This window comes from Geodermatophilus sp. SYSU D01045, assembly GCF_054050295.1.
In genome coordinates this window covers 161,486-184,678 of the sequence record NZ_JBJGZB010000005.1, presented here as the reverse complement: position 1 = coordinate 184,678, position 23,193 = coordinate 161,486, and the positions used below count along the sequence as shown (strand labels likewise).

Genomic DNA, 23,193 nt, shown 5'->3' with positions numbered 1-23,193 from the left:
GGGGGCAGGTCGCCGGGCTCAACGACGCCGGCCCGGCCGGGTGACGGCGGTCACCCGGCCCCGGCGGCGGCGAGCGGCTCCACCCGGTGCGCCCGCACCCACGCCGCCGGGTCGCGGCGGCGCAGGACCAGCGGCAGGACGGCGTCGCGGACGGTGCGGCCCACGGCCGGCGGCGGCGTCGCGCTGCTCCGGCGGAACGCCTGGGCGACGACCCGCTCCGCGCGCGCCCGCCGCCGCTCCTCGAAGACGCGCAGGGCGTCGCCGACCGGCAGGTCCCGCAGGCACGAGGCGAGGACGACGGCGTCCTCCATCGCCAGCGACGAGCCCTGCCCCGCGGCCGGCGAGGTCGCGTGCGCGGCGTCCCCGATCAGGACCGTGCGGCCGCGGGACCAGCGGCGCAGGGTGGGGACGTCGTACGTCGTCCACCCGCGCAGCGGCCCGGGGGTGGCCGCCACCAGGTCCGCCAGCGGGGACCGGTCGCTCCCGTACAGGTCGTGGAGCAGGGCCCGCCAGCGCGCGTCGGGCGTGCCGGCGACCTCCCCGTCGGCCGGCTCGCGGGTCAGCGGCGGGTTGGCGAACCACCAGGTGCCGCCGTCCGGCGCGGCGAGGTACCCGGCGAAGGCGCGGCGGCCGAACACCATGGTCAGCCGGCCCACCTCGGCGCCGTCCGGCACGTGCGCGGAGTACCCGGCGGTGTTGAGCACCGGCACGAAGCGGGGCGGCGGGGCGGCGGGGTCGACCAGCGTGCGCACCGTCGACCGGACGCCGTCCGCACCGACCAGCAGGTCCGCGGTCTCGGTGCGGCCGTCGGCGAACTCCGCGGTGACGCCGCTGCCGGTGTCGCGCACCCCGGTGAGGCGGGAGCCGTAGCGGACCTCGATGCCGCGCCCGACCGCCTCCGCGTGCAGCGCCCGGTAGAGGTCCGAGCGGCGCAGCGAGACGCCGGTGCCGCGCCTGCCCGACGGGTCCCCGGTGGGGAGGGCGGCCAGGACCCGGCCGGTCCCGCTGCGGAACTCGATGGTGGGCGTCGGGAAGCCCGCCGCGCGGACGGCGTCCTCGGCGCCCACCGCCGCGAGCGCGTCGAGGCCGTTGACCTGCACACCCAGCCACGCGCCGACGTCGCCTGCGGGAGCCGGGTGCGCCTCGTGCACCGTCGCCCCGATCCCCACCCGCTGCAGCGCCATGGCCGCCACCGGCCCCGCCACCCCGCCGCCGACCACGATCGCGCGCGTCATGCCCGGCATCCCCCCACACCCGGCGGCGCGCGCCAACCCCCTGACGCCCTCCCGTCCGCCGGCACCACCGGCACCGGGCCGGGCCCGGGCGGGACCTCCGTGGCCGCCGCCCGGTCCGCCGGGCACCCCGGCGGGGGCACGCGGCGGAGGTCCCGGCGGTCAGGTCGTCGGCACCGTGACCGGGGACTCCGGCTGCCGCGGGGCCGGGACGACCGGCACGGTGGCGACCTCCGGCGCGGGCGCCGGGCGGGCGGGCCGGCGGGCGAAGCCCGGGGCGAAGACGTCGGGCAGCACGAACACGACGCGCTGCGGCTGCTCGGGCCCGGCGTCCAGCAGGGCGCGGATCCGGCCCAGCTCGTCCTCCGCGGCCCGGGCGTCGTCCCAGACCTCGTAGACCATCACCGACCGGGGTTGCCGGACGTGCCGGCGCGAGAGGCAGCGCGGCGGCCGGTCCGCGTCCTCCGGGAGGGCCCGGCGCAGCACCTCGTACTGCTCCGGGTCGACGTCGTTCCACCGCAGGTGCAGGACGAGGAGAGACACGGTTCCCCCTGGTGGTCGGGCCGGTGGTGGTGCGGCACGGACGCTAGGGACGGCGGATCGGCACCGTCTGTACGCACATCTGCGTATCCGGCGGGGTGCGGCACCCCCTTGACGGCGTGCGGATCTCCGTTGACGCCGGCCCGCAGGGGCGGCCACGCTCGTCCTGCGCAGAGGGCTGCACACGCGACCGACGCGGGACCCGCGGGGTCCGCGCAGGATCGTCGGAGGCCGGCCATGGAGCCTGTGGTCCGGGAGCTGACCGACCTGGTGGTGGGCACGCTCGACGGCATGGTCGGCCCCCGGCTGCCCGCCGGCCCGGTGTTCGCCGTCCTGTGCCCCCGCCTGGAGGCGTCCGCCGCGGTGCTGCAGCGCACCGACTGGCGCACCGGGGCCACCGAGATCACCGCCACCGGCCTGGGCCCCGGTCAGCTCGAGCTGCTGGTCGACGCCACGCACCGCATGCGCTCGGTGCACCCCCTGCTGACCGCCGCCGCGGCCGGGGACCTCACGCCCGCGACCGCGCAGGAGGCGGCCGGCGGCTGGCAGAGCTGGCGCCGGTCCCCCGCCCGCGGCGTCATCGCCTCGGTGTGCGGCTGGGACCAGGTGGTCAGCCTGCCGCTGCGGGGCGGGCCGGCCGAGGTCTGCGGGTTCGCCTTCGGCCGGCCCCGCCGCGACTTCACCGCGGCCGACCTCGCGCTGCTCGGCGACGTCGCGCCGGTGCTGCGCGCGCTGGACCGGCACGTGCGGACGGTGCGGGCCTGGCAGGACGGCGCCGGGGACGGTCACGAGCCGGCCCGCGCCGCGGGCCTCACCTGCCGGGAGACGGCCGTCCTGGTGTGCCTCGCGGAGGGGCTGACGGCCACCGCGACGGCGCACCGGCTGGGCTGCTCGACCCGCACGGTCACCACGCACGCCGCGCGGCTGTACCGGAAGCTCGGCGTCCACGACCGGCTCACCGCGGTCCTCGAGGCGCAGCGCCGGGGCATCCTGGCCGCGCCGGCGGCGCTGTCCGGCTGAACGGGGTCACCGCGGTGTCCGCCAGGGCAGGAGCCGGGGGTCCAGGGGCGCCCCGAACCAGGAGGCCATCCACCGCATCCGCGCGGCGGTCGGCGACGGCGGACGGGCCGGCGTCGGGGTCGGGCTCGCGGTCATGGCGTCCTCCCTCGGAGCGGCTGCCGGACCAGGCTCCGGCCGGCGGCGGCGGCGTCGCGTCGGGGGAAACCCGCGACCTGGTGGGCCGGGCGGCGGAGCTCGCGCACCTCGACCGGCTCCTCGACGACGCCCGCGCGGGCCGGCCGGGCCTGCTGGTCGTCGAGGGCGAGGCCGGCGTCGGGAAGACCGCCCTGCTGCAGGCGGCGGCCGCGCGGGCCGGCGGGTGGACGGTGCTGCGCGCCCGCGGGATCGAGTCGGAGGCGACGCTGCCGCAGGCCGTCCTCCTGGAGCTGCTCGGCCCGCTGCGCCCCCTGCTGCCGGAGGTCCCGCCCGGGCAGGCGGCGGCACTCGCCGCGGCGCTGGGCTGGGGGCCGGCCGACGTCCCGGGCGAGCGGCACCTGGTCGCGGCGGGCACCCTCTCGCTGCTGGCGGCGGCCGCGGCGGCCGCTCCCCTGCTCGTCGTGGTCGACGACCTGCAGTGGGCCGACGCGGAGTCCGCGACCGCGCTGCTGTTCGCCGCGCGCCGGGTGCACGGGGACCGGGTCGCGGTGCTGGTGGCGCGGCGGCCGGGACCCGGCCCGCTGCCCGGCGCCGCCGTCCTCCCGGTCGCCGCCCTGCCCGACGACGCCGCCCGCGCACTGCTCGCCGACGCGGTCGCCCCCGCCGTGGCGCGCCGGCTGGTCGACCGCCTCGGCGGGGTCCCGCTGGCGCTCCTGGAGGTGGCCGCGGCCCTGTCGCCGGCCCAGCGGGCGGGCACCGAGCCGCTGCCCGCGGACCTGCCGGCCGGCCCGGCGCTGGCCGGGGCGCTCGAGCCGGAGCTGGCCGCGCTGCCGGCCGGGGCGCGGGAGGCGGTGCTGCTGCTGGCCGCGGCCCACGACGGCAGCGCCGCCGCCGTGGCCGCGGCGCTCGCCCGGTCGGGCACCGACCCCGCCGCGGCCCTGGACGCGGCGGAGGAGCGGGGCGTCGTCGTGCGCGACGGGGACGCCCTGGCGTTCCGGCACCCGCTGCTGCGCAGCCTGGTGTGGCACCGCGCGACGCCCGCCGAGCGCCGGCGGGCGCACCGCCTGCTGGCCGACAGCGTCCGGACCGGCGACGACCTCGCGGCGGTGTGGCACCGCGCCCTGGCCGCCGCCGGGCCCGACGAGGCGCTGGCCGGCGAGCTGGCCGCCGCAGCCGGCCGGGCCCGGGCGCGGCGCGGGTACGCGGCGTCGTCGGCGGCGCTGGAGCGCGCGGCCGCGCTGACCGGGGACGCCACCCGTGCCGCGGGGCTGCTGGCGGCCGCCGTCCGGGACGCCGCCGTCGGCGGGGACGCCGCCCGCGCGCGGGCGCTGGCCGGCGCCGTCCTGCGCGCCGAGGCGCCGGCGTCCGCGCGGGCGGAGGTCCTGCACGTGCTGGGCCGGGTCGAGCAGGACACCGGCTCGGTGCCGGCCGCGGGCGACCTGCTGCGCGCGGCGGCCGACCTCGCCACCGGCCGCACCGCCGCCTGGGTGCTCACCGACCTCGCCGTCGTGCAGCACCGGCTCGGGGACGTGGCGGGGATGCAGGCGACGGCGCGGCGGATCGCGGCCGCCGCGGAGCCCGGCGACCCGCTGCAGCAGGTGCTCGCGGCGTGGGTCACCGGGATCGCCGCCCTGCACGCCGGCGACCCCGACCGCGGCCGGTCCGACCTGCGCCGGGCGCTGGCGGGGATGGAGGCGGGGCCGGAGCCGCGGGCGGAGCCCCGGCTGCTGCCGCTGCTCGTCCTCGCGGTGGGCTGGCTGCCCGACCCGTTCGCCGCCGTCCCGGTCGTGGAGCGCCGCCTGCGCGAGGCCCGGGAGGTCGGGGCGCTGGGCGTGCTGGTCGCCGTCCTGTCGATGACCGCCCACGGCCGGGCGGAGCTGCTGGGCGACCACCCGGGCGCCTACGCCGACGCCGGCGAGGCGGTCGAGCTCGCCGAGCAGCTGGGCTACGTCGCCGACGCCGCGCCGGCCCTGGAGCTGCTGGCCTCGGAGGCCGCGATGCGCGGGCGGCACGCGGAGGCGGCGGCGCACCTGGAGCGTGCCCGCGCGCTGGTCACCCGCGCCGGCACCGCCGCCGTGGCGGCGCACCTGCCCCTCGCCGAGGCGTTCTGCGCGCTCTGCCGCGGCGACCTGGCCGCGGTGGCCCGGCCGCTGGAGGCACGGCTGGCGGCCGACGGCGGGACCGGCGCGCTCGGCGAGCCGCTGGGTGTGGCGCCGCTGCTGGTCGAGGCCTGGACCGGGCTCGGGCGGGTCGCCGAGGCCGCGGAGCTGGCCGGGGAGTACGAGCGGGTGTCCCGGTCGCCGCTGCCGCCCACGGCCGCGCTGGTGGCCCGCTGCCGGGCCCTGACCTGCCCCGACGACGAGGCCGCGGCGGCGCTGTTCGAGCGGTCGCTCGCCGCCCACGCGCTCGCGCCCGACCCCTTCGAGACCCCGCGCACGCGGCTGCTGTTCGGGGCGCAGCTGCGCCGGTCGGGGCAGCGGACGCGGGCGCGCGAGCAGCTGGCCGCGGCGGCCGACGCCTTCGCCGCGCTGGACCTCACCGCCTGGGCGCAGCGGGCCGAGGACGAGCTGCGGGCCACCGGGCGGACCGCGCGCCCGCGCCGGCCGCTGCCCGAGGAGCCCCTCACCGCGCAGGAGACGCGGATCGCCGTCCTGGCAGCGCGGGGCGCCTCGAACGCGGAGGTCGCCGCGGCGCTGTTCCTCAGCCCGAAGACCGTGGAGCACCACCTGAGCAGCGTCTACCGCAAGCGCGGGCTGCGCTCCCGCGTCGGGCTGGCGACCCTGTTCCCGCCCGGGGGCTGAGCGCGGGTCAGCCCGCCCGGTCGAGGCGGCCGGCCAGCCGGTCGACGAACCGGTCGACCGGGCGCGGCTGCTCGCCGGGCGGCAGCGGCTCGGCGGGGGTGAGCACCCACAGGACGGCGTAGAGCACCAGGCCGGCGCCGCCGGCGAGGGTCAGGGCGACGGCGGCGGCGCGCCACAGCACCGCGTCGACGCCGGTGTAGGCGGCCAGGCCGCCGCAGACGCCGCCGAGCATGCGGTCGGTGGAGCTGCGCCGCAGCGGAGGCCGGGTTCCGGTGTACGAGGTCGGGATCGTCATGGCACGAGGCTCCCGCCGCCGGGCCCCGCGGCGCATCGGGGAAGGCCCGGAACGGCACCCGGACCCGACCCTGGTCAGCCCGCGGCGACCTTCGGGGCGACCTCGGTGCCGAGCAGCTCGATGCCGCGCAGCAGGTCCTCGTGGGCCAGGCGCGGGTTGGTCATCTGGACGGAGACCCGGTCCACCCCGCCGAGCTGGGCGGAGATCCGCAGCAGCTTCTCGGCCACGGTGTCGGGATCGCCCGTGAAGAAGGCGCCGTCGGGCCCGCTGGTGGCGTCGAACTGGGCGCGGGTGGGCGCCCGGAAGCCGCGCTCGCGGGAGACCTTGGTGAACATCTCGTGCCAGCCCGGGTAGATCGTGTCCGCGGCGGCCTGCGTGCTGTCGGCGACGTAGCCGAACACGTGCAGGCCCACCTGCAGCCGCTCCGGCGCGTGCCCGGCCTGCGCGCCGGCCTGCCGGTAGAGGTCGACCAGCGGCGCGAACTGGCGGGGTTCGCCGCCGATGATCGCGACCATGAGCGGCAGGCCGAGCAGCCCGGCGCGCACGAACGACGTCGGGGTGCCGCCCACGCCCACCCAGACCGGCAGCGGGTCCTGCAGCGGCCGCGGGTACACGCCCTGGCCGGTGAGTGCCGGGCGGTGCCGGCCGGACCAGGTGACGTGCTCGGACTCGCGGATGCGCAGCAGCAGGTCCAGCTTCTCGTCGAACAGCTCGTCGTAGTCGGCCAGCGACAGGCCGAACAGCGGGAACGCCTCGGTGAACGAGCCGCGGCCGACGACGAGGTCGATGCGCCCGCGGCTGATGAGGTCGAGGGTGGCGAACTGCTGGAAGACCCGGACGGGGTCGGCCGCCGACAGCACCGCGACGGCGCTGCCCAGCCGGATCCGCTCGGTGCGGGCGGCGGCCGCGGCCAGGATCACCGGCGGCGCGGAGTCGTAGTACTCGGGCCGGTGGTGCTCGCCGATGCCGAAGGAGTACAGCCCGACCCGGTCGGCCAGCTCGATCTCCTCCAGCAGGTGGGCCATCCGCTCCTCGGGGCCCACGAGCCGGCCCGTCCGCGGGTCGGTCACCGCCGCCACGAAACTGTCGACGCCGAGGTGCACGGCGGTCCTCCTCCCGGGGCGGGCGCCCCTGCCGTCGAGACGCCGTTCGTCAAGCGCTCAACGACAGTGAACCAGCCGCCCCGCACCCGCCGCACGCGCGAGCGCCCCTCCGGCCTCGTGGCCGGAGGGGCGCTCGCGTGCAGGGTTCCTAGGCGGCGGTGGTCGCCCGGTCGTCGGTGCGGGGGCGGGGCGCCGCGGGGCGGTTCTCGGCGCCGGCGCGCAGGCCGGCGAGGTGCCAGGCGGTGCAGTCGGGGCAGCTGGCGATCCAGACGTGCCGGGGGTGGCGGAAGCAGGCGGCTCGGTCGGCCGGAGAGCTGGACATGGTGCGGGTACTCCCTGCCGCCGGTCTGACGGCGGCTCGTGACTCGTGGGACGGGTGGTGCAACACGGACGGACCGCTCCCCCATCCGCGTGTGTGGGAGGACACGTGACAGCCCGCGTACCTGCGCGTTCGGCGAGATGTGACGACGGGCACGTCACCCTTTGGCGGCGGGATGGTCACTCTCGACGACCGTGAATGCCGATCCTGGGCGCATGTCCGCTCGACTCGTCGCCGCCGGCAACGCCGCCGCGCAGCAGCCGTGGTCCCGGCCCGTCCTCCTGCCGGCGACCGAGGAGCAGCCGTGGTGGCGCTCGGCCGTCGTCTACCAGGTCTACCTGCGCTCGTTCGCCGACGGCAACGGCGACGGCATCGGTGACCTCGCCGGCCTGCGCGCCCGCCTGCCCTACCTGTCGTGGCTCGGCGTCGACGCGCTGTGGATCAACCCGCACTACCCCTCGGGCGGTGCCGACGGCGGCTACGACGTCGTCGACTACCGGGCGGTGGACCCCGAGTACGGCGACGTGTCCGACGTCGAGGCGCTGGTCGCCGACGCCCGGCAGCTCGGCCTGCGCGTCGTGCTCGACGTCGTCCCCAACCACACCTCCGACCGGCACCCCTGGTTCCAGGCGGCGCTGGCCGACCCCGACTGCCCCGAGGCCTCCCGGTACCACTTCGCGCCGCCGTCGGAGGAGCCGCCCAACAACTGGCGCTCGCTGTTCGGCGGGCCGGCCTGGTCGCGCACCCCGGACGGCCGCTGGTACCTGCACCTGTTCGCCCCCGAGCAGCCCGACCTCAACTGGCGCGACCCGGTCGTGGCCGAGGACTTCGAGCGCACCCTGCGCTTCTGGCTCGACCGCGGGGTGAGCGGCTTCCGCGTCGACGTCGCCTACGGGCTCCACAAGGACGCCGGGCTGCGCGACAACCCGGGCGAGTACTCCCCGACCCTGTTCGGCCACGGCCCCGAGCAGGCCATGACGTGGAACCAGCCCGAGGTGCACGACGTGTGGCGCCGCTGGCGGGCGGTCTGCGACGAGTACCCGGACACCATGCTCGTCGGCGAGGTGTGCCTCGCCGACCTCGACGAGGTCGCCCTCTACTCGCGGCCCGACGAGCTGCACCAGTCGCTGTCGTTCCGGCTGCTCAAGTCGACCTGGGACACCCCGGCCTTCGCCGAGGCGATCAGCAGCGCGCTGGACGCCTTCGGGCGGGTGGGCGCCCCGGTGTCGTGGGTGCTCGGCAACCACGACAAGGACCGCATGGTGACCCGCTTCGGCGGCGGCGAGACGGGCCTGGCCCGGGCGCGCGCGGCGGCCCTGCTGCTGCTCGCGCTGCCCGGCTCGGCCTACGTCTACGCCGGCGACGAGCTGGGCCTGCCGCAGGCGCACGTCCCCGACGAGGCCAAGCAGGACCCGATCTTCTTCCGCAGCAACGGCGAGCGCGCCGGCCGCGACGGCTGCCGCGTCCCGATGCCGTGGAACGCCACCACCGGCGTCGGCTTCTCCGCCGACCGCGCCGCGAGGCCGTGGCTGCCGGTGCCCGCGGAGTGGAAGCGGCACGCCGTCTCCCGGCAGACCCGCGACTCCGGCTCGGTGCTGCACCTCTACCGGCAGGCGCTGGCCGTGCGCGCCGAGCACCCGGCGCTGGGCACCGGCGAGGCCACCGTGAGCACCCGCGGCGACGTCCTCACGGTGCGCTGCACCGGCGGCGGGCGCACCGTCCGCTGCGTGGTCAACATGGGCGCCGACACCGTGCTGGTCCGCTCCCGCGGCCAGGTGCTGCTCGAGTCCGGTCCCGGGGTGCACACCTCGGCCCGCTCGGTGGCGCTGCCGCCGGACACCGCCGTCTGGATCGCTGGAGACTGACGGCGTGAGCCCGGAGCTCTGCCCCTGCGGATCCGGCCTGCCCTACGCGGAGTGCTGCGGGCGGCTGCACGACGGGACGGCGGCCGCCGCCACCGCGGAGCAGCTCATGCGCTCCCGGTACAGCGCCTTCGCCGTCGGCGACGCCGCCTACCTGCGGGAGACGTGGGACCCGGCCACCCGGCCGCGGTCGTCGACGCTGGACCCGGCGGTGCGCTGGACCGGCCTGGAGGTGCTGGCCACCACCGGCGGCGGCCTGTTCGACGCCGAGGGCACGGTGACCTTCCGCGCGCACTCGCGCGCCGGCGGGCACGAGCACGTGCAGGCCGAGCGCAGCCGGTTCCGGCGCGCCGGCGGCCGCTGGGTCTACGTGGACGGCGACCCCGCCTGAGGCCTCCGCAGCCACCGGTCCAGCCAGCGCAGCGTGCGGTCGACGACCTGCTCCAGCGCGCCGGGCTCGGGGAACAGGTGGGTCGCCCCGGGGACGACGGCCAGCTCGGCCGGCCCGCCCAGCCGCGCGGCGGCGTCCCGGTTGAGCGCGAGCACCTGCTCGTCGGCGCCACCGACGACGAGCAGCGTGGGCGCCCGCACCCGGGTCAGCGCCTCCCCGGCCAGGTCCGGCCGGCCGCCGCGGGACACCACCGCTCCCACCCGGCCGGGCCGGTCGGCGGCGGTGCGGAGGGCCGCCGCCGCCCCGGTGCTCGCCCCGAAGGTGGCCAGGGGGAGCCCGGCGGTCGCCTCCGCGCGGTCCAGCAGGTCGGCGGCAGCGGTCAGCCGGCCGGCCAGCAGGCCGACGTCGAAGCGCAGCTCGCGGGTGCGGGCGTCGACCTCCTCCTCGGCGGGCGTGAGCAGGTCCAGCAGCAGGGTGGCCCAGCCCGCCCGCTGGAGCGCTTCGGCCACCTGCCGGTTGCGCGGGCTGCGCCGGCTGCTGCCGCTGCCGTGGGCGAACAGCACCACCCCGCGGGCCGCGGCCGGCACGGCGAGGTCGCCGGCCAGCACCGCCCCGGGCGCGGGCACCTCGACGGGGACCTCACCGGGCATCGACGTCCCTCCCCGGACGACGGCTCCGGGGTACCCGGCGGGGACCGGCCCGACGCGCGGGTCCGGGCCCGGGTGTGGCGGGGAGCGGGCGGGTGTGGTGGTCTGCCGCGGTGCCCGCGCCCGCTGCCGACGTCGTCGTCGCGGGGGCCGGGCCGGCCGGGCTGTCGGTGGCCGCCGCCTGCGCCGCCGCGGGGCTGCGGACGGTGCTGGTGGCGCCGTCGGTCCGCCCGTGGCCGGCCACCTACTGCCTGTGGGCCGACGAGCTGGCGGCCGCGGCGGACCCGCTCGGGCTCGACCCGGCCGCCGCCGCGGCCGCGTACTCCCCCACCGTCGTGCGCACCGTGGCCGGCGGCGAGCGCCGGCTGGCCCGCGGCTACGCGCGGCTGCGCAACGACGTCGTCACCGCCGCCCTGCTCGACCGGCTGCACGCCGGCGGCGGCGCGGTGGTGACCGGCCGGCTGGCGGCGGTCGAGTCCGGGGAGGCCGGAGCCGGGGAGGCCGGGGCCGGGGGGGCCGGAGCCGGGGAGGTCGCCGTCCTCGCCGACGGGCGCCGGCTGGCCGCGCGGGCGGTGCTCGACGCGCGCGGCGGCGGGCCGGGGACGGCGCAGCAGCGGGCAGCGCAACAACGGGCATGGGGCGAGGTGGTGGCCGGCCCCGTCGACGACGTCGTCCCGCCCGGCGGCGCGCTGCTCATGGACTGGACGGCGCTGGCCGACCCCGCCGCGCCGCCGGCGTTCCTCTACGGCCTCGGCCTCGACGACGGCACCGTGCTGCTCGAGGCGACCTCGCTGGCCGCCCGCCCGCCGGTGCCGCTGCCGGACCTGCGGGCGCGGCTGGACCGGTTCCTCGCCGCCCGCGGCCTGCGCCCGGCCGGGGAGCCCGAGCGGGTGGCGATCCCGCTGGACGCCCCGCCGCGGGCCGCCGGGCCGGGGACCCCGCTCGGCTCCGCGGCCGGCCTGGTGCACCCGGCCACCGGGTACAGCGTCGCGTCCTCGCTGCGGCTGGGTCCGCGGGTGGCGGCCGCCCTCGCGGCCGGCGGGGACGCGCGCGCGGTGGTGCGGCGGGCCCGCCCCCGGACGACGGCGGCGCTGCTGGGCCTGGGCCTGGAGGTGCTGCTGCCGCTGGACACCCGCGCCACCGATGCCTTCTTCGCCGCGTTCTTCGCGCTGCCCGAGCGGGCCTGGGCGGCCTACCTGGACGTCGGCTCGCCGCCGGCCGCCGTCGCCGCGGCGATGGCCCGGGTGTTCGCCGCGCTGCCCGGCCCGCAGCGGGCGCGGCTGCTGCGGGGGGTGGCCGGCGGGTCGGCCCGCGGCCTCAGGCGGGGGTGGGCGGCGGCGTCGGGTCGATGACCGCGGCGTGCTCGGGCAGCACGCCGGTGCGCCGGCGCTGGCGCAGCAGGTACCACGCCAGGCCGACCGCGACGATCGCGCCGATGAACACCGGCGCGGCCCACTGCAGGTACCAGTGCGGCTCGCCGGTGGCGTTGTAGACCTCCCGCCGCGGCCAGGCCAGGTTGACCGCCATCCCGGCGCCCCACAGCACCGCGAGCACGTTGACCGGCAGCCCCAGGCGGCCGAGGGAGAAGCGGCCCGGCGCCGGCCGGGGCCAGCGCCCGCGCAGCCGGGCGACCAGCATCGGCCCGGTCACCAGCAGGTAGGCCAGGTAGATCATCACCACGGCGATGCTGGTCAGCGCGGTGAACACCTGCGGCTGGCGCACGTTGAGCAGCAGCACGCCGACGGCGAGCAGCCCGACCAGGACGGCGGGCACCACCGGCGTGCGGCGCCGCGGGTCGACGTGCGCGAGCCGGGCGGAAGCGGGCAGCGCGTTGTCGCGGGCCATGGCGAAGGTCATCCGGATGGCCGCGGTGTGCACCGCGAGGCAGCAGACGGTGACCGCGACGACGATGCAGACGAGGAACGCCTTCCCCAGGCCGGTGCCGGCCACCGACAGCAGCACGTACTGCAGGCCCCCGCTGCTGGAGGACAGCTGCGGGTCGGTCAGGTCGGGGGCGGCCATCAGCCCGAACAGCAGGATCAGCCCGCCGAGCACGAAGGACGCGGTGATCGCCCGCAGGATCGCCCGCGGTGCGGTGCGGCCCGGGTCGACCGTCTCCTCGCCGAGCGAGCTGGCGGTGTCGAAGCCGTACATGACGTAGCCCGACGCGAGCGCCGCGACGAGGAAGGCGCCGAGGTAGCCCAGCGGCTGGCCCTCGCCCCGGCCGCCGGTGTCGAACAGCACCTCCTGCGGCCCGCGGGTGATCGCGGTGGCCAGGACGACGACGATCAGCACCGCGGCCACCAGCTCGATGAACACCCCGGCGCTGTTGATCCGCGCCATCAGCCGCACGCCGAACGCGTTGACCAGCGTGGTGAACGTGATCAGCAGGCCGCCCAGCACGACGGCGTTGACGGCGACGTCGTAGGTCCCGGTCCCGTCGCCCACCAGTTGGAAGCCGGACCACAGCTGCGGCAGCGTGATCTGGTAGGCCAGCGCGGTCGCGGCGAGGGTCACGATCGAGGCGGTGAGCATCACCCAGCCGGCCAGCCACGACGTCGTCGCGCTGCCGAGGCGCTTGGTCCAGTTGTAGAGCGACCCGGCCACGGGGTAGCGGGCGGCGAGCTCGGCGAAGCACAGCGCGACCATGAGCTGCCCGACGAAGACCATCGGCCACGACCACACGTACGCCGGGCCGCCGGCGCCGAAGCCGAAGTAGAAGAGCTGGAACGTCCCGGTGAGGATCGAGATGTAGCTGACGCCGGCGGCGAAGCTGGAGAACCGGCCGATGCTGCGGTCCAGGTGCTGCCGGTAGCCGAACTCCGCGAGCTGGGGTTCGCCGTCGTCGGTGGGGCGCACGGGGGGCCTTCCGGGTGGGGGGTGGGGGCGCTCCACTGTGGCCGACGGCGCGGCCCCCGGCCAGCCGGGGACCGGGCCGCCGTCGGGCTCAGCCGGCCGAGGGCTGCGGGGCGAACTGCGCCCGGGCCGCCGCGGCGGCGCCCTCCACCTCCTCGGCGCCGGCCGTCCCCGACGCCGTCACCGTGTCCACCCACGCGTCGACCGACGCGGCGGTGAAGCGGCGCACGTCCTCGCCGGCCTCCCACGCGACCGGGTCGCCGACGTCCTCGCCGCGCAGGTGCAGCGCCAGGCCGAGCAGCGCGACGTCCCAGCCCGGGCCGACGAACAGCGCGCCGGCGCCGCTGCCCGCGAACGCCAGGGGGACGGTGTGCTCGAGCGCCAGGACGGTGCCCTCCCCCGCCGGGGTCAGCGAGACGGTGACGACGCTGACCGGCCCGCCCCAGGTGAGGACCAGGGTCGAGGGCGGCGTGCACTCGCGGATCTCGCCGTCGGCGTTGCCCTCGACGGCGAAGGTGCCGCCCTCGCGGAGGTCGCCGGTGACCGGGGCGAACCAGCGGGCCAGGCGGGCCGGGTCGGTGACCGCCTCCCACACGTCCTCGGGCGCGGCCGGGTACCGGCGGCGCACGGTGACGGCGACCAGTTCGTCGTCGTCCCCGCCACGGCGGGCGACCTCCCGGGCGGTGTCGGCGATCTCGGCCAGCAGGTCTCTCACGGTTCCTCCTCGGGTGGACTGTCCTGGAACTGGGTCTCGCGCGTGCGGCGCTCGCGCTTCCCCCGCGCGAGCTCGGTGGCGAGTGCGTCGAGGTGCCGGTCCCAGGTGCGGCGGAACCGCTCGAGCCACCGGTCGACGTCCTGCAGCGGCGCGGGCTCGACGGCGTACAGCCGCCGCGCTCCCTCCGCGCGGACCCGGGCGAAGCCGTTCTCCCGCAGCACCCGCAGGTGCCCGGACACGGCCGGCTGGGTGATCCCGAACTCCCGGCGGACGACGGCGGTGACCTCCCCGGCCGACAGCTCGCCGTCGGCGAGCAGCTCGAGGATCCGCCGCCGGACCGGGTCGCCCAGGACGTCGAACGCGTGCACGGGAGGAGTGTTCAGCCTCCGCTGATATCAGTCAAGACCGATCACTCAGCCGAAGGTGAGCACCTCCGCGACCGGCCGGCGGTTGGTCGCCGGGCTGCGGTCCCCGGACGGGTACCCGAGCCGCATCAGCATCTGCGGGTGGCCGACCAGCGACAGCCGCGAGCGCAGCTGCGCGCGGGTGGCCGGCCAGTCCAGCGCCTGGGTCAGCGGGGAGGCCGCGAGCCCGGCGGCGGTCACCTCGAGCAGCACCCGGCCGAGCGCCCGCCCGGCGGTGAGCCAGGCCTGCCGGTCGTCGCCGTCGGTGCCCATGAGCACGACGGTCGGACGCTCGACCGGCGGCGGCGGGGCGTCGGGGTCGAGGTCGGGGACGTGCGGCCGGCCGGCGGGACGGGAGCCCACCACGAAGTCGCGGACCAGCCAGTTCGACGGCCGGGTCGACGGGTCCTCCCCGGGCACCGCCCCGACCGGGATCCCGTCGGGAGCGGTCGGGTCCGTGCGCATCCACCGCTGCAGCTCGGCGAGGTACTCGGGCTCGCGCTGCTCGACCTCCTCGGCACGGGACAGCAGGAAGGTCGTGGTGACCTCCTCGTCCTCCCCGCTGATCCGCTTCACCCACACCCGGAACGCGCCGGCGGTGGCCTGCAGCCGGTCGACCACCTCGGCCGGGACGGCCTGCGGCAGGAACGGCGCGCGCTCGGTGTGCCGGGCGCCGATGGCGTCGGCCAGGGCGCGGTCGGCCTCGTCCGGGGTGCGGCCGCCGGTGACGGTGACGACGGCCAGCAGGTCGGGGTCGGCGGGGTCGGGCAGCTCCTCGACGGCGGTGTCGTGCCCGGCGGCCGCGAGCGCGACGACGGCGAACTCGACGGCGACGCCGCAGCTGACCACGCGTTGCCGGCCGCTGGGGTCGAGGGCGTGCAGCGCCCGCGCCGGATCGGTGCGGACCTCCAGCCGGTCGCCGGACGCGGTGAACCGCCACGGCTGCGTGTTGTGGATCGAGGGGGCCCGGGTCGCGGCCTCCACCACACGCGTCCACTCCTGCTGGTCCACCGTCGGCCTCCCGTCGTCCGTGCGTCCCGTGCAGGACCTGCCTACCCCATCCCCGCAGGTCACACCGCGCTGACCGCCGGGGCCCGCCGGAGCCGCCCGGCGAGGAGGACGACGACGCCGCGGCCGGTGACCGCCGCCATCGTCAGGGCCATCGCGAGGCCGCCGAGGACGCCGATCGCGGCGACCAGCAGGGGGTCCTGCCCTGGCTGCCACAGCGGTGTGGTGAGGGCGGTGAACACGAGCAGGCCGGCGAGCCAGGCCAGCGCGGTGCACCCGATCCAGCGGCCGGCGCGGGGCACGTGCCGGCGCAGCACCGTCCACTGGGCGGCGCCGATGACGGTGAGCAGCAGCGCCGCCGCGACCAGCGCCAGGGGCACCTGCACGGCGAGCGGCAGGCCGAGCACCCCGGACGCCCAGGTGCTCGGCGCCGCCCCGAGGAACCACGCCACGACGGCGGCCGCGGCGGTGCGCGCCGTCCAGTCGCGGCGGGACAGGCCGGGCAGCACCGGGGCGAGCACGGCGGCCTGCGCCGCGCCGAGCAGGGCTCCCTCGGCCGCGCCGGCGGCGACGAGCACCGCGAGCGCAGCGGGGCCGGGCAGGTCGGCGGCGCCGAGCAGCACCGCGGTCACCGGCACCAGGAACCCCAGGGCCTCGCCGGCGGTGACCACGAGCAGCCAGCGCCGCCACAGCGCGGTCGGGGTGGTCACCCGCGCAGCGTGCCGGGCGGACGCGCGCGTTCCGTAGGGCCGGAGGTCCCCGCCCGCCGGGCCCGCCGGCCAGTACCCTCCCGGCCGGTGAGCGCCCCTCCGTCCGACCCCGGCCCCGTGGCGGCGCTGCTGCGCCGGTGGCGGACGGCGGCCGCGCTCACCCAGGAGGAGCTCGCCGCCCGGTCCGGGCTCACCGCCAAGGCGGTGAGCGCGCTGGAGCGGGGCGAGCGGCGCCGTCCCCACCCGCACACCGTGCGCGCCCTCGCCGACGCCCTCGGCCTCGACGTCGCCGACCGCGCCGCCCTGACCGCCGCCGCCCGCCCGGTCGGCGGCGGGCCCGCGGCGGGCACCCTCCTGCCGCCCGCGGCACCGGTGTTCGGCCGCGAGGACGACCTCGCCGAGGTGGCCGGGCTGCTGCGGTCGGGCACCGCCCGGCTGGTCACGCTCACCGGCCCCGGTGGGGTGGGCAAGACGACGCTGGCGCTGGCCGTGGCGCGGGAGGTGGCGGCCGCGTTCCCCGACGGCGTCACGGTGGTCGAGCTCGCCCCGGTGCGCGAGCCGCGGCTGGTGCTGCCCACGCTGGCCCGCGCGCTCGGCGGCCGGCAGCTGGCCGGGCCGGTCGCCGACGCGGTGGCCGCCCGGATCGGCGACCGGCGGCACCTCGTGGTCCTCGACAACGTGGAGCACGTGCTCGACGCCGCGCCCGAGGTCGCCGGGCTCCTCGGGCGCTGCCCGGGCCTCGCGGTGCTGGCCACCAGCCGGGCGCCGCTGCGGGTGCGGGCGGAGCGGGAGCGTCCGCTCGCACCCCTCCCGCTGCCGGCGGGCACCGGCGCCGCGGCCGTGGCCGCCTCCCCCGCCGCCCAGGTGTTCCTCGACCGGGCGGCGGCCGCCGGGCGCCCGGTCGTCCTCACCGACGCCACGGCCGCCGACGTCGCCGCGATCTGCCGGCGCCTCGACGGGCTGCCCCTCGCCCTGGAGCTGGCCGCCGCGCACGCCCGGTACCTGCCGCCGGCGGCGCTGCTCGGGCGGCTGGACGAGGCGCTCGGGTCGGGCGGCTCCCGGGACCTGCCCGAGCGGCAGCGCACGATGCGGGCCGCGCTGGACTGGAGCCACGACCTGCTGACCGCCGCCGAGCAGCGGCTGCTGCGCCGGCTGGCGGTGTTCGCCGGCAGCTTCTCCCTCGACGCCGCGCGGGCGGTGTCCGGCGACGGCGACGTGCTGCCCGCGCTGGGCGGCCTGGTCGAGCAGTCCCTCGTCGTCGCCGAGGAGGGGCCCGAGGCCCGCTACCGGCTGCTGGAGCCGGTGCGGCAGTACGCCGCCGCCCGACTCGCCGACGCCGGGGAGACCGAGCTCGCCGCGGACCGCGCGACGGCCGCCGTCCTCGACCTCGCCGCCGGCGCCGAGGCCGGGCTGACCGGCCCCGCGCAGGGCGCCTGGCTGGACCGGCTGGAGCGCGACCACGGCAACCTGAGCGCGGCGCTCGGCCGGCTGGTCGCCGCCGGCCGGTCCGCCGACGCCGCCCGGCTGGTGCGGGCGACCTGGCTGTACTGGGCGGTGCGCGGCGACGTCGCCGAGGGCCTGGGCTGGGTCACCCGGGTCGACCGCGCGGGCCTGGAGCCGGTCGACGACGCCCGCCTGCTGCTCGCCCTCGCCGCGCTGCGCTACGCGGCCGGCGACGTCCCCGGGACCGCGGACGCGGCGGCCGGCGCCGCGGCGGCCGCCGGACGGGCCGGGGCCGGGGACCTGCGCGCGCTGGCGCTGGTGCTCACCGGCTCGGCGGCGGTGTTCCGCGGCGACCTCGGCGCCGCCGGGCGGGACCTCGCCGAGGCGCTGCGGCTGGCCGGGGAGACTGGGGAGGCGTGGGCCCGGGTGCACGCCGTCATCGCGCAGGGGCAGCTGCTGCTGCAGGCGGGCGACCTCGCCGCCGGGACGGCGAGGCTGGCCGACGCCGAGCGGCTGGCCCGCGGGCTGGGCAGCCCGTTCAGCCTGGCGACGCTGCTCAACGTGCAGGCCTCGCTGGCCGCGCTCGCCGGCGACGAGGACGGCGCCCTCGACCGGTGGGCGGAGGCGGCCGGCCTCGCCGCCGCGGTCCGCACCTCGTGGACGCTGGCCTACACGCTGCCCGGGCTGGCCGCCGTCGCCGCCGCCCGCGGGCTGCCGGAGCTCGCGGCGCAGCTGTTCGCGGCGGGTTCGGCGACGGCGGAGGCGGCGGCGGTGGCGGTGGCGTTCCCGCCCGACGTCGCGCTGGCCGCCCAGGAGCTGCCGGCGGTGCGGGCGGCGCTGGGCGAGGAGGCGTTCGCCCGGGCCTGGGACGCCGGCCGGCTGCTGCGCCCGGAGGACGTCCCGGCCCTGGCCGAGGCGATCAGGCGGGCCCGCGCACCTCGCTGACGTAGCGGCGGTAGCGCCGGGCGAAGACCGTCCGCAGCAGCACGCGGACCGGGAACGGGACGACGTGCAGCATCATCGTCCGCTCGTCGGGGTCGCACTCCTCCAGCAGCGCGCCGAACAGCAGCGGCAGGTCCCGCACCGGCATCTCGCCCTTGCCGTGCTCGCCGAGCTGCGCCCACTCCGCCCGGGTGACGTGCCGCTGCGCCAGCGGCAGGATCTCGCGCTCCTCCTCGGCCAGGTGCTCGGCCAGGACGGCGCCCAGCGCCGCGACGGTGGACGCCACCTCCTCGGCGACCGCCGGCCGCGCCTCCACCTCCCAGCGGTCCAGCGCCGGGCCGAGCGCGTCGATCAGCCGCTCGACCTCGGCGTGCTGGGCCTCCATGCGGTGGACGACGGCGGCGTCGGGCGGGCAGCGCTCCAGCAGCTTCGGCCAGAGCAGGTCGTCCTCGGCGGTGTGGTGCAGGTGCAGGCCGAGCAGCACCATCCGGGCGTGCCGGGCGAGGACGGCGGCGCGGGCGGTGTCGCCGGGGCCGACGGCGCGCACGAGCCCGGGGAGCAGGCCGAACTCGCGGCGGAAGGCGCGGTGGACGACGTACATGTCGCGGACGTCGGCCATCGGGACGGTGGGGGCGGGAGCGGTGTTCGTCATGGCGGCGAGCCTGTCGGCGGGGCCGCGCCGATCCCACCCACAGCGCACCCACACCGCCCCCACGGTCCGCCCGTGGCGGCGGTGTGGGGGTCAGCTCTCGGAGGCGTGGTGGTGGAAGCGCCGCCACGGGTGCCGGCGGGCCGTCGGGGGCTCGGGGTGCCGCGCCTCCTCCGGCGGCGGCCCCGCGGACTCCGCCGCCGCGCCGGCCTGGGCGGCCCGGCGGGGGGTCGGCGGCCGGGTGCTGTCGGCCAGCCGCTCGCGGCTGAGCTGGTGCTGCAGGCCGAGCGGGTCGCAGCGGTGGCCGCGCGCGGCGACGTCGTGCTGCGCCTCCCACTGCGCCATGAGCTTCTCGTCGAGCGACATCTCGCGGCGCACCGGCTCCTCGGGCGGGCGGGCGGTCGGGTCCATGGTTCCCCCTCTCACCCCCGGGGCCGTCCCCCGGGGGACGTAGGCGTCAGGGCCGGGCGGCGGCGCCGGACCCCACGGTCTCGGCCGGGCCGGGGCGCACCGCGTCGGGCCGCACGACGGTCACCGGGCAGGGCGCCGCGCGCAGCACCGAGGACGCGACCGAGCCGAGCAGCCGCCCGCGGGCGCCGCCCCTCCCCCGCGTCCCGAGGACCAGCAGCTCGGCGCCCTCGGTCGCGGCCAGCAGCGCGTCGACCGGCGCCCGGTGCACCGCGCGGCAGGTCACCGCGACCTCCGGCGGCACGCCGGCCGCGGCGACGTCGTCGGCGAGGGCCCGCTCCACGGCCCGCTCCCAGTCGGCCAACGGCGGCACGTAGGCGGGCTCCCAGGTGTCCGGGCGGGGTGCGGTCGGCACGCTCCACGCGCGCACCGCGGTCAGCGGCATGCCGGTGCGGGCGGCCATCCGGCCCGCCCAGGCGAGCGCGGCCCGCGCGCACGCCGAGCCGTCCACCCCGACGACCACGCCGCCAGCGACGCCACCGGGCCCGGCTCCCGAGGTCACGGCACAGCCCCCCTCAGCACCGGTCACCGGTGGCCGGCGCAGACCCATGACACGCCGCACCGGCGCCCGGCGGCAGGGTCGGAGGTCCCGGCCGGCGGACGCGACCGGCCGGTCTCCGGACCCCCGGAGGTCAGACCTCCTCGGTCTCCAGGTCCCCCGCCGCGCGCTGCGCCCAGCCCCCCACCACGACCGCCACGACCAGCGCGGCCAGGGCGCCGACGACCACGGACGCCGGCAGCTCCAGCAGCGCGTCGAGCAGGGCCACGGCCGCGGCGAGCAGCGGCCACCACCAGCCGCGCCGGACGTCCCCCGTCATCGCCGAGGCGGTGACGCTCGCGGCGACCAGGTAGACCGCCACCCCGCCGGCCACCAGCAACCGGGTCCCCGCCGGCACCTCGCCGGCCGCGGCCTCCTTGACCGCGAGCTCGAGGCCCGCGCCGACCGTGGCCAGCGCGAGCGTCAGCGGCAGGTGCCCGAAGACGTAGGCGTCGTGGGCGTGGGCGCCGTTGTGCTCCCCCGCCTCGCCCAGCAGTCGCTTGGCGCGGGCGCCGGCGAGGTCGAAGTAGCTCCACCACAGCGCGGCGGCGAGGACGAAGGCCAGCACCGCCACCGGCAGCGCCGAGCCCGACCAGCCGGCGTCGTACAAGCCGTGCGCGACCGCGGCGACCGGCTCGCCGAGCACGAGGATGACGAACAGCGCGAACCTCTCGGGCAGGTGCTCGACGTGCAGCGGCAGGTCGGCCGAGGACCGCGTCGCCAGCAGCGGGACCAGCGCCTCGGCCAGCACCGCGGCGGCCCACAGCGCGAACGCGGCCGGCCGGGGCACCGCGAGCGACACCGCCCAGAGCACCGCGCCCGCGGCGGTCCCGGCCAGGTAGAGCCGGGTGATCGGCCGTGCGTCCGGCACGTGCCGGTGGGCGCGGTGGTACTGCAGGAGCAGCATCGCGCGCAGCAGGAGCTGGCAGACGACGAAGACGGCGAACCGCTCGCCGGTCGCCTCCGACGCCGAGGCCGCCAGCCCGACGACGGCGGCCATGCTCCCGAGCTTGTAGAGGCGGTAGACGACGTCGTCGTGGTCGAAGCGGTTGGCGTAGAGCGTCGAGCTGACCCAGGACCACCAGACGGTCGTGAACAGCCCGGCGAAGACGAGGAACCCGTGCAGGGTCACGTCCTCGCGCAGCGCGATCGCGAGCTCGGCGACCACCAGGACGAAGGCCAGGTCGAAGAACAGCTCGAGCCGCGAGGCGGACCGGTCGTCGTCGGTGCGCAGGGACGGCGGCCGGACGGCGTCCCGGCCGGTGAGGGCGCCGAGCAGTCGCCGGGCCGGGGCCTGGTCAGGCACGTGTCCCCCTGATGGGGTCAGGGCGCGGGGGCCGCGTCCTCGGCCGGCGCCGACCGGCTCAGCTTGCGCCAGACCCAGCTCTGCGGCACCCGCTGGCCGGTGACCAGGTAGTCGGCGACGCCGTCGATGAACATCGTGGCCTCCACCTCCCGGTGCACCGCGGCGCGGCCGGCGAACAGCAGCTCGTCGCCGGGCTCGAGCACCGTCCCGGGGTCGGGGGTCAGCACCGCCTCGTCGCCGCGCAGCAGCAGCAGCGGCACGGCCAGCAGGGTCTGGTCGCGGTCGGCCGGGTCGCGCAGCAGGTCGGCGAGCCGGAAGCACCCCCCGGCCAGCCGGGGGTGCAGCGCCGGGGCGTCCTCCGGGGTCAGCCGCACCTTCCACAGCGCCTCCAGGTGGGCGCCGCACGCGTCCAGCAACCGCTCGACGACGCCTGCCGACCACTCGTCGCTCCGCCCGGGCAACTCGCGCAGGAACCGCCACAGCAGCGGGGTGCTCAGCCGGGCGTAGGCGTCGTGCGCGACCACCTCGGTGGGCACCAGCAGCGCGTCGACCTCCATCGCGGCGAACAGGGCGGCATCGGCGGGCTGGTTCTGGCGGGCGGCGACGAACAGCGAGGGGTTGACCCGCCGCGCCTCGGCCACCAGGGAGAGGTTGGTGGTGTCGTTGTCGGTGCCGGCCACCAGCCCGACCGCCGTGGCCAGGTCCGTCCGCCGGATGACGTCGGGATCGGCGGCGTCGCCCTCCACGACGCCGTCGCCCGGCGTCGTGTCCACGACGGTGACCTCCAGGCCCTCGGCGCCCAGGTCGGCGGCGAAGTGCCGGCCGAACCGGCCGTAGCCGCACACCACCCACCGGCCCGGCGCGGGCGCCTTGCCCCGCGGCGGCAGCTCGGCGCCCGGCCCGCTCTCCAGCCAGGTCGTGAGCTGGTAGGACGCCGGGGTCCGCAGCGCCAGCCGCAGGTGGTCGCCGAACCGGTCGAAGGGGTTGATGACCGTCGGCGAGCCGAACCGGCTCATCCGCTCGGCGACCGCGGACGACGTCGTGCGGGTGACCACCGTGAGCTCCGGGCGCAGCAGGGCGGCGGCCATGGCGACGGCGAGGTTGGCCTCGTCGTCGCCGGTCACGGCCAGCACGCCCTCGCACCACGGGTGCCCGAGGCCCGCGACGCCGAGCACGTGCGGGTCGCGCGCGTCGCCCACCACGCCGGGGACGTCCCCCCGGTGCGGCGCGATCTCCAGGACGTCGATGCGGCTCTCGGCGATGTCGACCACGGTGAACCGGCGGCCCAGCGCGTCCAGCGACAGCCCGAGCGCCTCCCCGGCCTGCCCGTAGCCGCAGATGAGCAGGAACGGCTCGCGCAGCCGGGTGACCTTGCGGGACACGTGCCGCAGCGCCAGCGCCTGGCGGAACGCGCGGTCCTGCAGCAGCGCCAGCAGCGAGCCGATGGCGTAGGCCCAGCCGACGACGGTCAGGTAGATCGCGCCGGTCACCCACATCCGCTGCGCGTAGCTGAACGCGTACGGGATCTCGCCGAAGCCGATCGTGGTCGCGGTGTAGCTCATGACGTAGAAGGCGTCGAACAGGCTCAGCCGCGCCGGCTGCCCGTCCGTGTCCACGCCGGGGACCAGCGACAGCCCGAGCACGCTGACGGCGAAGATGACGATCAGCGTGATCAGCGGCGCGCGCATCCGCCGGAGGACGGTGAACACCGTCGCCGAGCCCTCCGCGCGCGGCACCACCGGCGCCCGGCGGCGGATGCGCCGGCCGCGGGTGGTGACGGGGGGCGGTGGCGCGGTCTCCACGGCGGCC

The 23,193-nt window shown here is 78.5% G+C and carries 23 protein-coding genes; 6 read left to right on the top strand and 17 right to left on the bottom strand.

Annotation, left to right across the window (positions count from 1 at the left end; genetic code table 11):
• Positions 1–50: 50 nt before the first annotated feature.
• Together ACI798_RS06330 and ACI798_RS06325 are read right to left on the bottom strand one after the other, a co-directional pair.
• A complete protein-coding gene (locus tag ACI798_RS06330; protein WP_457047499.1) occupies positions 51–1,235 on the bottom strand; it encodes an FAD-dependent oxidoreductase in 1,185 nt (394 codons plus the stop codon).
• A 159-nt stretch (positions 1,236–1,394) separates the two neighbouring features.
• Entirely contained in the window at positions 1,395–1,775 is a 381-nt protein-coding gene (locus tag ACI798_RS06325) for a hypothetical protein (RefSeq protein ID WP_456939403.1), read from the bottom strand.
• Positions 1,776–2,009: 234 nt separating this feature from the next.
• Between ACI798_RS06325 and ACI798_RS06320 the strand changes: the two genes are divergently transcribed.
• A complete protein-coding gene (locus ACI798_RS06320) occupies positions 2,010–2,792 on the top strand; it encodes a helix-turn-helix transcriptional regulator (protein ID WP_456939404.1) in 783 nt (260 codons plus the stop codon).
• A gap of 6 nt (positions 2,793–2,798) precedes the next feature.
• Here ACI798_RS06320 and ACI798_RS06315 read toward each other — a convergent pair whose 3' ends face one another.
• The gene (locus tag ACI798_RS06315) at positions 2,799–2,927 is read right to left on the bottom strand and encodes a hypothetical protein (protein WP_456939405.1); all 129 of its coding nucleotides are present in this window, start codon (positions 2,925–2,927) and stop codon (positions 2,799–2,801) included.
• An 80-nt stretch (positions 2,928–3,007) separates the two neighbouring features.
• Here ACI798_RS06315 and ACI798_RS06310 point away from each other — a divergent pair, with 80 nt between their 5' ends.
• A complete protein-coding gene (locus tag ACI798_RS06310) occupies positions 3,008–5,728 on the top strand; it encodes an AAA family ATPase (RefSeq protein WP_457047498.1) in 2,721 nt (906 codons plus the stop codon).
• Between the two features lie 7 nt (positions 5,729–5,735).
• On the opposite strand, the gene ACI798_RS06305 is transcribed toward ACI798_RS06310, so the two are convergent.
• The 3 genes from ACI798_RS06305 to ACI798_RS06295 form a co-directional block, all read right to left on the bottom strand.
• Positions 5,736–6,023 (bottom strand): PspC domain-containing protein, encoded by a 288-nt coding sequence (locus tag ACI798_RS06305; protein ID WP_456939407.1) that lies wholly within the window; start codon positions 6,021–6,023, stop codon positions 5,736–5,738.
• 74 nt (positions 6,024–6,097) lie between these two features.
• On the bottom strand, positions 6,098–7,126 hold the full coding sequence (locus ACI798_RS06300) for an LLM class flavin-dependent oxidoreductase (protein ID WP_456939408.1): 1,029 nt from the start codon (positions 7,124–7,126) through the stop codon (positions 6,098–6,100).
• Positions 7,127–7,274: 148 nt separating this feature from the next.
• On the bottom strand, positions 7,275–7,448 hold the full coding sequence (locus ACI798_RS06295) for a hypothetical protein (RefSeq protein ID WP_457047497.1): 174 nt from the start codon (positions 7,446–7,448) through the stop codon (positions 7,275–7,277).
• 212 nt (positions 7,449–7,660) lie between these two features.
• Between ACI798_RS06295 and ACI798_RS06290 the strand changes: the two genes are divergently transcribed.
• Together ACI798_RS06290 and ACI798_RS06285 are read left to right on the top strand one after the other, a co-directional pair.
• The gene (locus tag ACI798_RS06290; protein ID WP_457047496.1) at positions 7,661–9,310 is read left to right on the top strand and encodes a glycoside hydrolase family 13 protein; all 1,650 of its coding nucleotides are present in this window, start codon (positions 7,661–7,663) and stop codon (positions 9,308–9,310) included.
• A gap of 4 nt (positions 9,311–9,314) precedes the next feature.
• The gene (locus tag ACI798_RS06285; protein WP_456939411.1) at positions 9,315–9,698 is read left to right on the top strand and encodes a YchJ family protein; all 384 of its coding nucleotides are present in this window, start codon (positions 9,315–9,317) and stop codon (positions 9,696–9,698) included.
• Here ACI798_RS06285 and ACI798_RS06280 read toward each other — a convergent pair.
• A complete protein-coding gene (locus ACI798_RS06280; RefSeq protein ID WP_457047495.1) occupies positions 9,674–10,348 on the bottom strand; it encodes a dienelactone hydrolase family protein in 675 nt (224 codons plus the stop codon). The genes ACI798_RS06285 and ACI798_RS06280 overlap by 25 nt on opposite strands.
• A 110-nt stretch (positions 10,349–10,458) precedes the next feature.
• Here ACI798_RS06280 and ACI798_RS06275 point away from each other — a divergent pair, with 110 nt between their 5' ends.
• Complete coding sequence (locus ACI798_RS06275; RefSeq protein WP_457047494.1) at positions 10,459–11,697, top strand: lycopene cyclase family protein; 1,239 nt, start codon at positions 10,459–10,461, stop codon at positions 11,695–11,697.
• On the opposite strand, the gene ACI798_RS06270 is transcribed toward ACI798_RS06275, so the two are convergent.
• From ACI798_RS06270 to ACI798_RS06250, 5 genes are all read right to left on the bottom strand, one after another.
• On the bottom strand, positions 11,663–13,204 hold the full coding sequence (locus ACI798_RS06270; protein ID WP_456939414.1) for an APC family permease: 1,542 nt from the start codon (positions 13,202–13,204) through the stop codon (positions 11,663–11,665). The two genes, ACI798_RS06275 and ACI798_RS06270, sit on opposite strands and share 35 nt — an antisense overlap.
• Positions 13,205–13,292: 88 nt before the next feature.
• The gene (locus ACI798_RS06265) at positions 13,293–13,916 is read right to left on the bottom strand and encodes an SRPBCC family protein (RefSeq protein WP_456939415.1); all 624 of its coding nucleotides are present in this window, start codon (positions 13,914–13,916) and stop codon (positions 13,293–13,295) included.
• Positions 13,913–14,284 carry an ArsR/SmtB family transcription factor gene (locus tag ACI798_RS06260; RefSeq protein WP_457047493.1) on the bottom strand — a complete coding sequence of 124 codons (372 nt, stop codon included), beginning with the start codon at positions 14,282–14,284 and terminating at the stop codon, positions 13,913–13,915. The genes ACI798_RS06265 and ACI798_RS06260 overlap by 4 nt, the downstream gene beginning before the upstream one ends.
• A 45-nt stretch (positions 14,285–14,329) precedes the next feature.
• Positions 14,330–15,394, bottom strand: a complete 1,065-nt coding sequence (locus tag ACI798_RS06255; RefSeq protein WP_457047492.1) for an Acg family FMN-binding oxidoreductase — start codon at positions 15,392–15,394, stop codon at positions 14,330–14,332.
• Complete coding sequence (locus ACI798_RS06250; RefSeq protein ID WP_456939418.1) at positions 15,391–16,038, bottom strand: hypothetical protein; 648 nt, start codon at positions 16,036–16,038, stop codon at positions 15,391–15,393. Before ACI798_RS06250 ends, ACI798_RS06255 begins: the two co-directional genes overlap by 4 nt.
• A gap of 87 nt (positions 16,039–16,125) precedes the next feature.
• Here ACI798_RS06250 and ACI798_RS06245 point away from each other — a divergent pair, with 87 nt between their 5' ends.
• Positions 16,126–18,426 (top strand): ATP-binding protein, encoded by a 2,301-nt coding sequence (locus tag ACI798_RS06245; RefSeq protein WP_456939419.1) that lies wholly within the window; start codon positions 16,126–16,128, stop codon positions 18,424–18,426.
• Here the strand turns inward: ACI798_RS06245 and ACI798_RS06240 are convergent.
• From ACI798_RS06240 to ACI798_RS06220, 5 genes are all read right to left on the bottom strand, one after another.
• Positions 18,401–19,075, bottom strand: a complete 675-nt coding sequence (locus ACI798_RS06240) for a hemerythrin domain-containing protein (protein ID WP_456939420.1) — start codon at positions 19,073–19,075, stop codon at positions 18,401–18,403. The two genes, ACI798_RS06245 and ACI798_RS06240, sit on opposite strands and share 26 nt — an antisense overlap.
• Positions 19,076–19,165: 90 nt before the next feature.
• Positions 19,166–19,483: a hypothetical protein gene (locus ACI798_RS06235; RefSeq protein WP_456939421.1), complete on the bottom strand. Its 318-nt coding sequence runs from the start codon at positions 19,481–19,483 to the stop codon at positions 19,166–19,168.
• A 46-nt stretch (positions 19,484–19,529) separates the two neighbouring features.
• Positions 19,530–20,003 (bottom strand): universal stress protein, encoded by a 474-nt coding sequence (locus ACI798_RS06230; protein WP_456939422.1) that lies wholly within the window; start codon positions 20,001–20,003, stop codon positions 19,530–19,532.
• Positions 20,004–20,172: 169 nt separating this feature from the next.
• Positions 20,173–21,384: a low temperature requirement protein A gene (locus tag ACI798_RS06225; RefSeq protein WP_456939423.1), complete on the bottom strand. Its 1,212-nt coding sequence runs from the start codon at positions 21,382–21,384 to the stop codon at positions 20,173–20,175.
• Positions 21,385–21,401: 17 nt separating this feature from the next.
• Positions 21,402–23,186, bottom strand: coding sequence for an NAD-binding protein (locus ACI798_RS06220; protein WP_456939424.1), 1,785 nt, complete (start codon positions 23,184–23,186; stop codon positions 21,402–21,404).
• Positions 23,187–23,193 lie beyond the last annotated feature (7 nt).

Coding starts and splice junctions, on each gene's coding strand:
- ACI798_RS06240 (WP_456939420.1), bottom strand. CDS start 19,075: ATGACGAACACCGCTCCCGCCCCCACCGTCCCGATGGCCGACGTCCGC.
- ACI798_RS06290 (WP_457047496.1), top strand. CDS start 7,661: ATGTCCGCTCGACTCGTCGCCGCCGGCAACGCCGCCGCGCAGCAGCCG.
- ACI798_RS06295 (WP_457047497.1), bottom strand. CDS start 7,448: ATGTCCAGCTCTCCGGCCGACCGAGCCGCCTGCTTCCGCCACCCCCGG.
- ACI798_RS06320 (WP_456939404.1), top strand. CDS start 2,010: ATGGAGCCTGTGGTCCGGGAGCTGACCGACCTGGTGGTGGGCACGCTC.
- ACI798_RS06235 (WP_456939421.1), bottom strand. CDS start 19,483: ATGGACCCGACCGCCCGCCCGCCCGAGGAGCCGGTGCGCCGCGAGATG.
- ACI798_RS06315 (WP_456939405.1), bottom strand. CDS start 2,927: ATGACCGCGAGCCCGACCCCGACGCCGGCCCGTCCGCCGTCGCCGACC.
- ACI798_RS06330 (WP_457047499.1), bottom strand. CDS start 1,235: ATGACGCGCGCGATCGTGGTCGGCGGCGGGGTGGCGGGGCCGGTGGCG.
- ACI798_RS06280 (WP_457047495.1), bottom strand. CDS start 10,348: ATGCCCGGTGAGGTCCCCGTCGAGGTGCCCGCGCCCGGGGCGGTGCTG.
- ACI798_RS06305 (WP_456939407.1), bottom strand. CDS start 6,023: ATGACGATCCCGACCTCGTACACCGGAACCCGGCCTCCGCTGCGGCGC.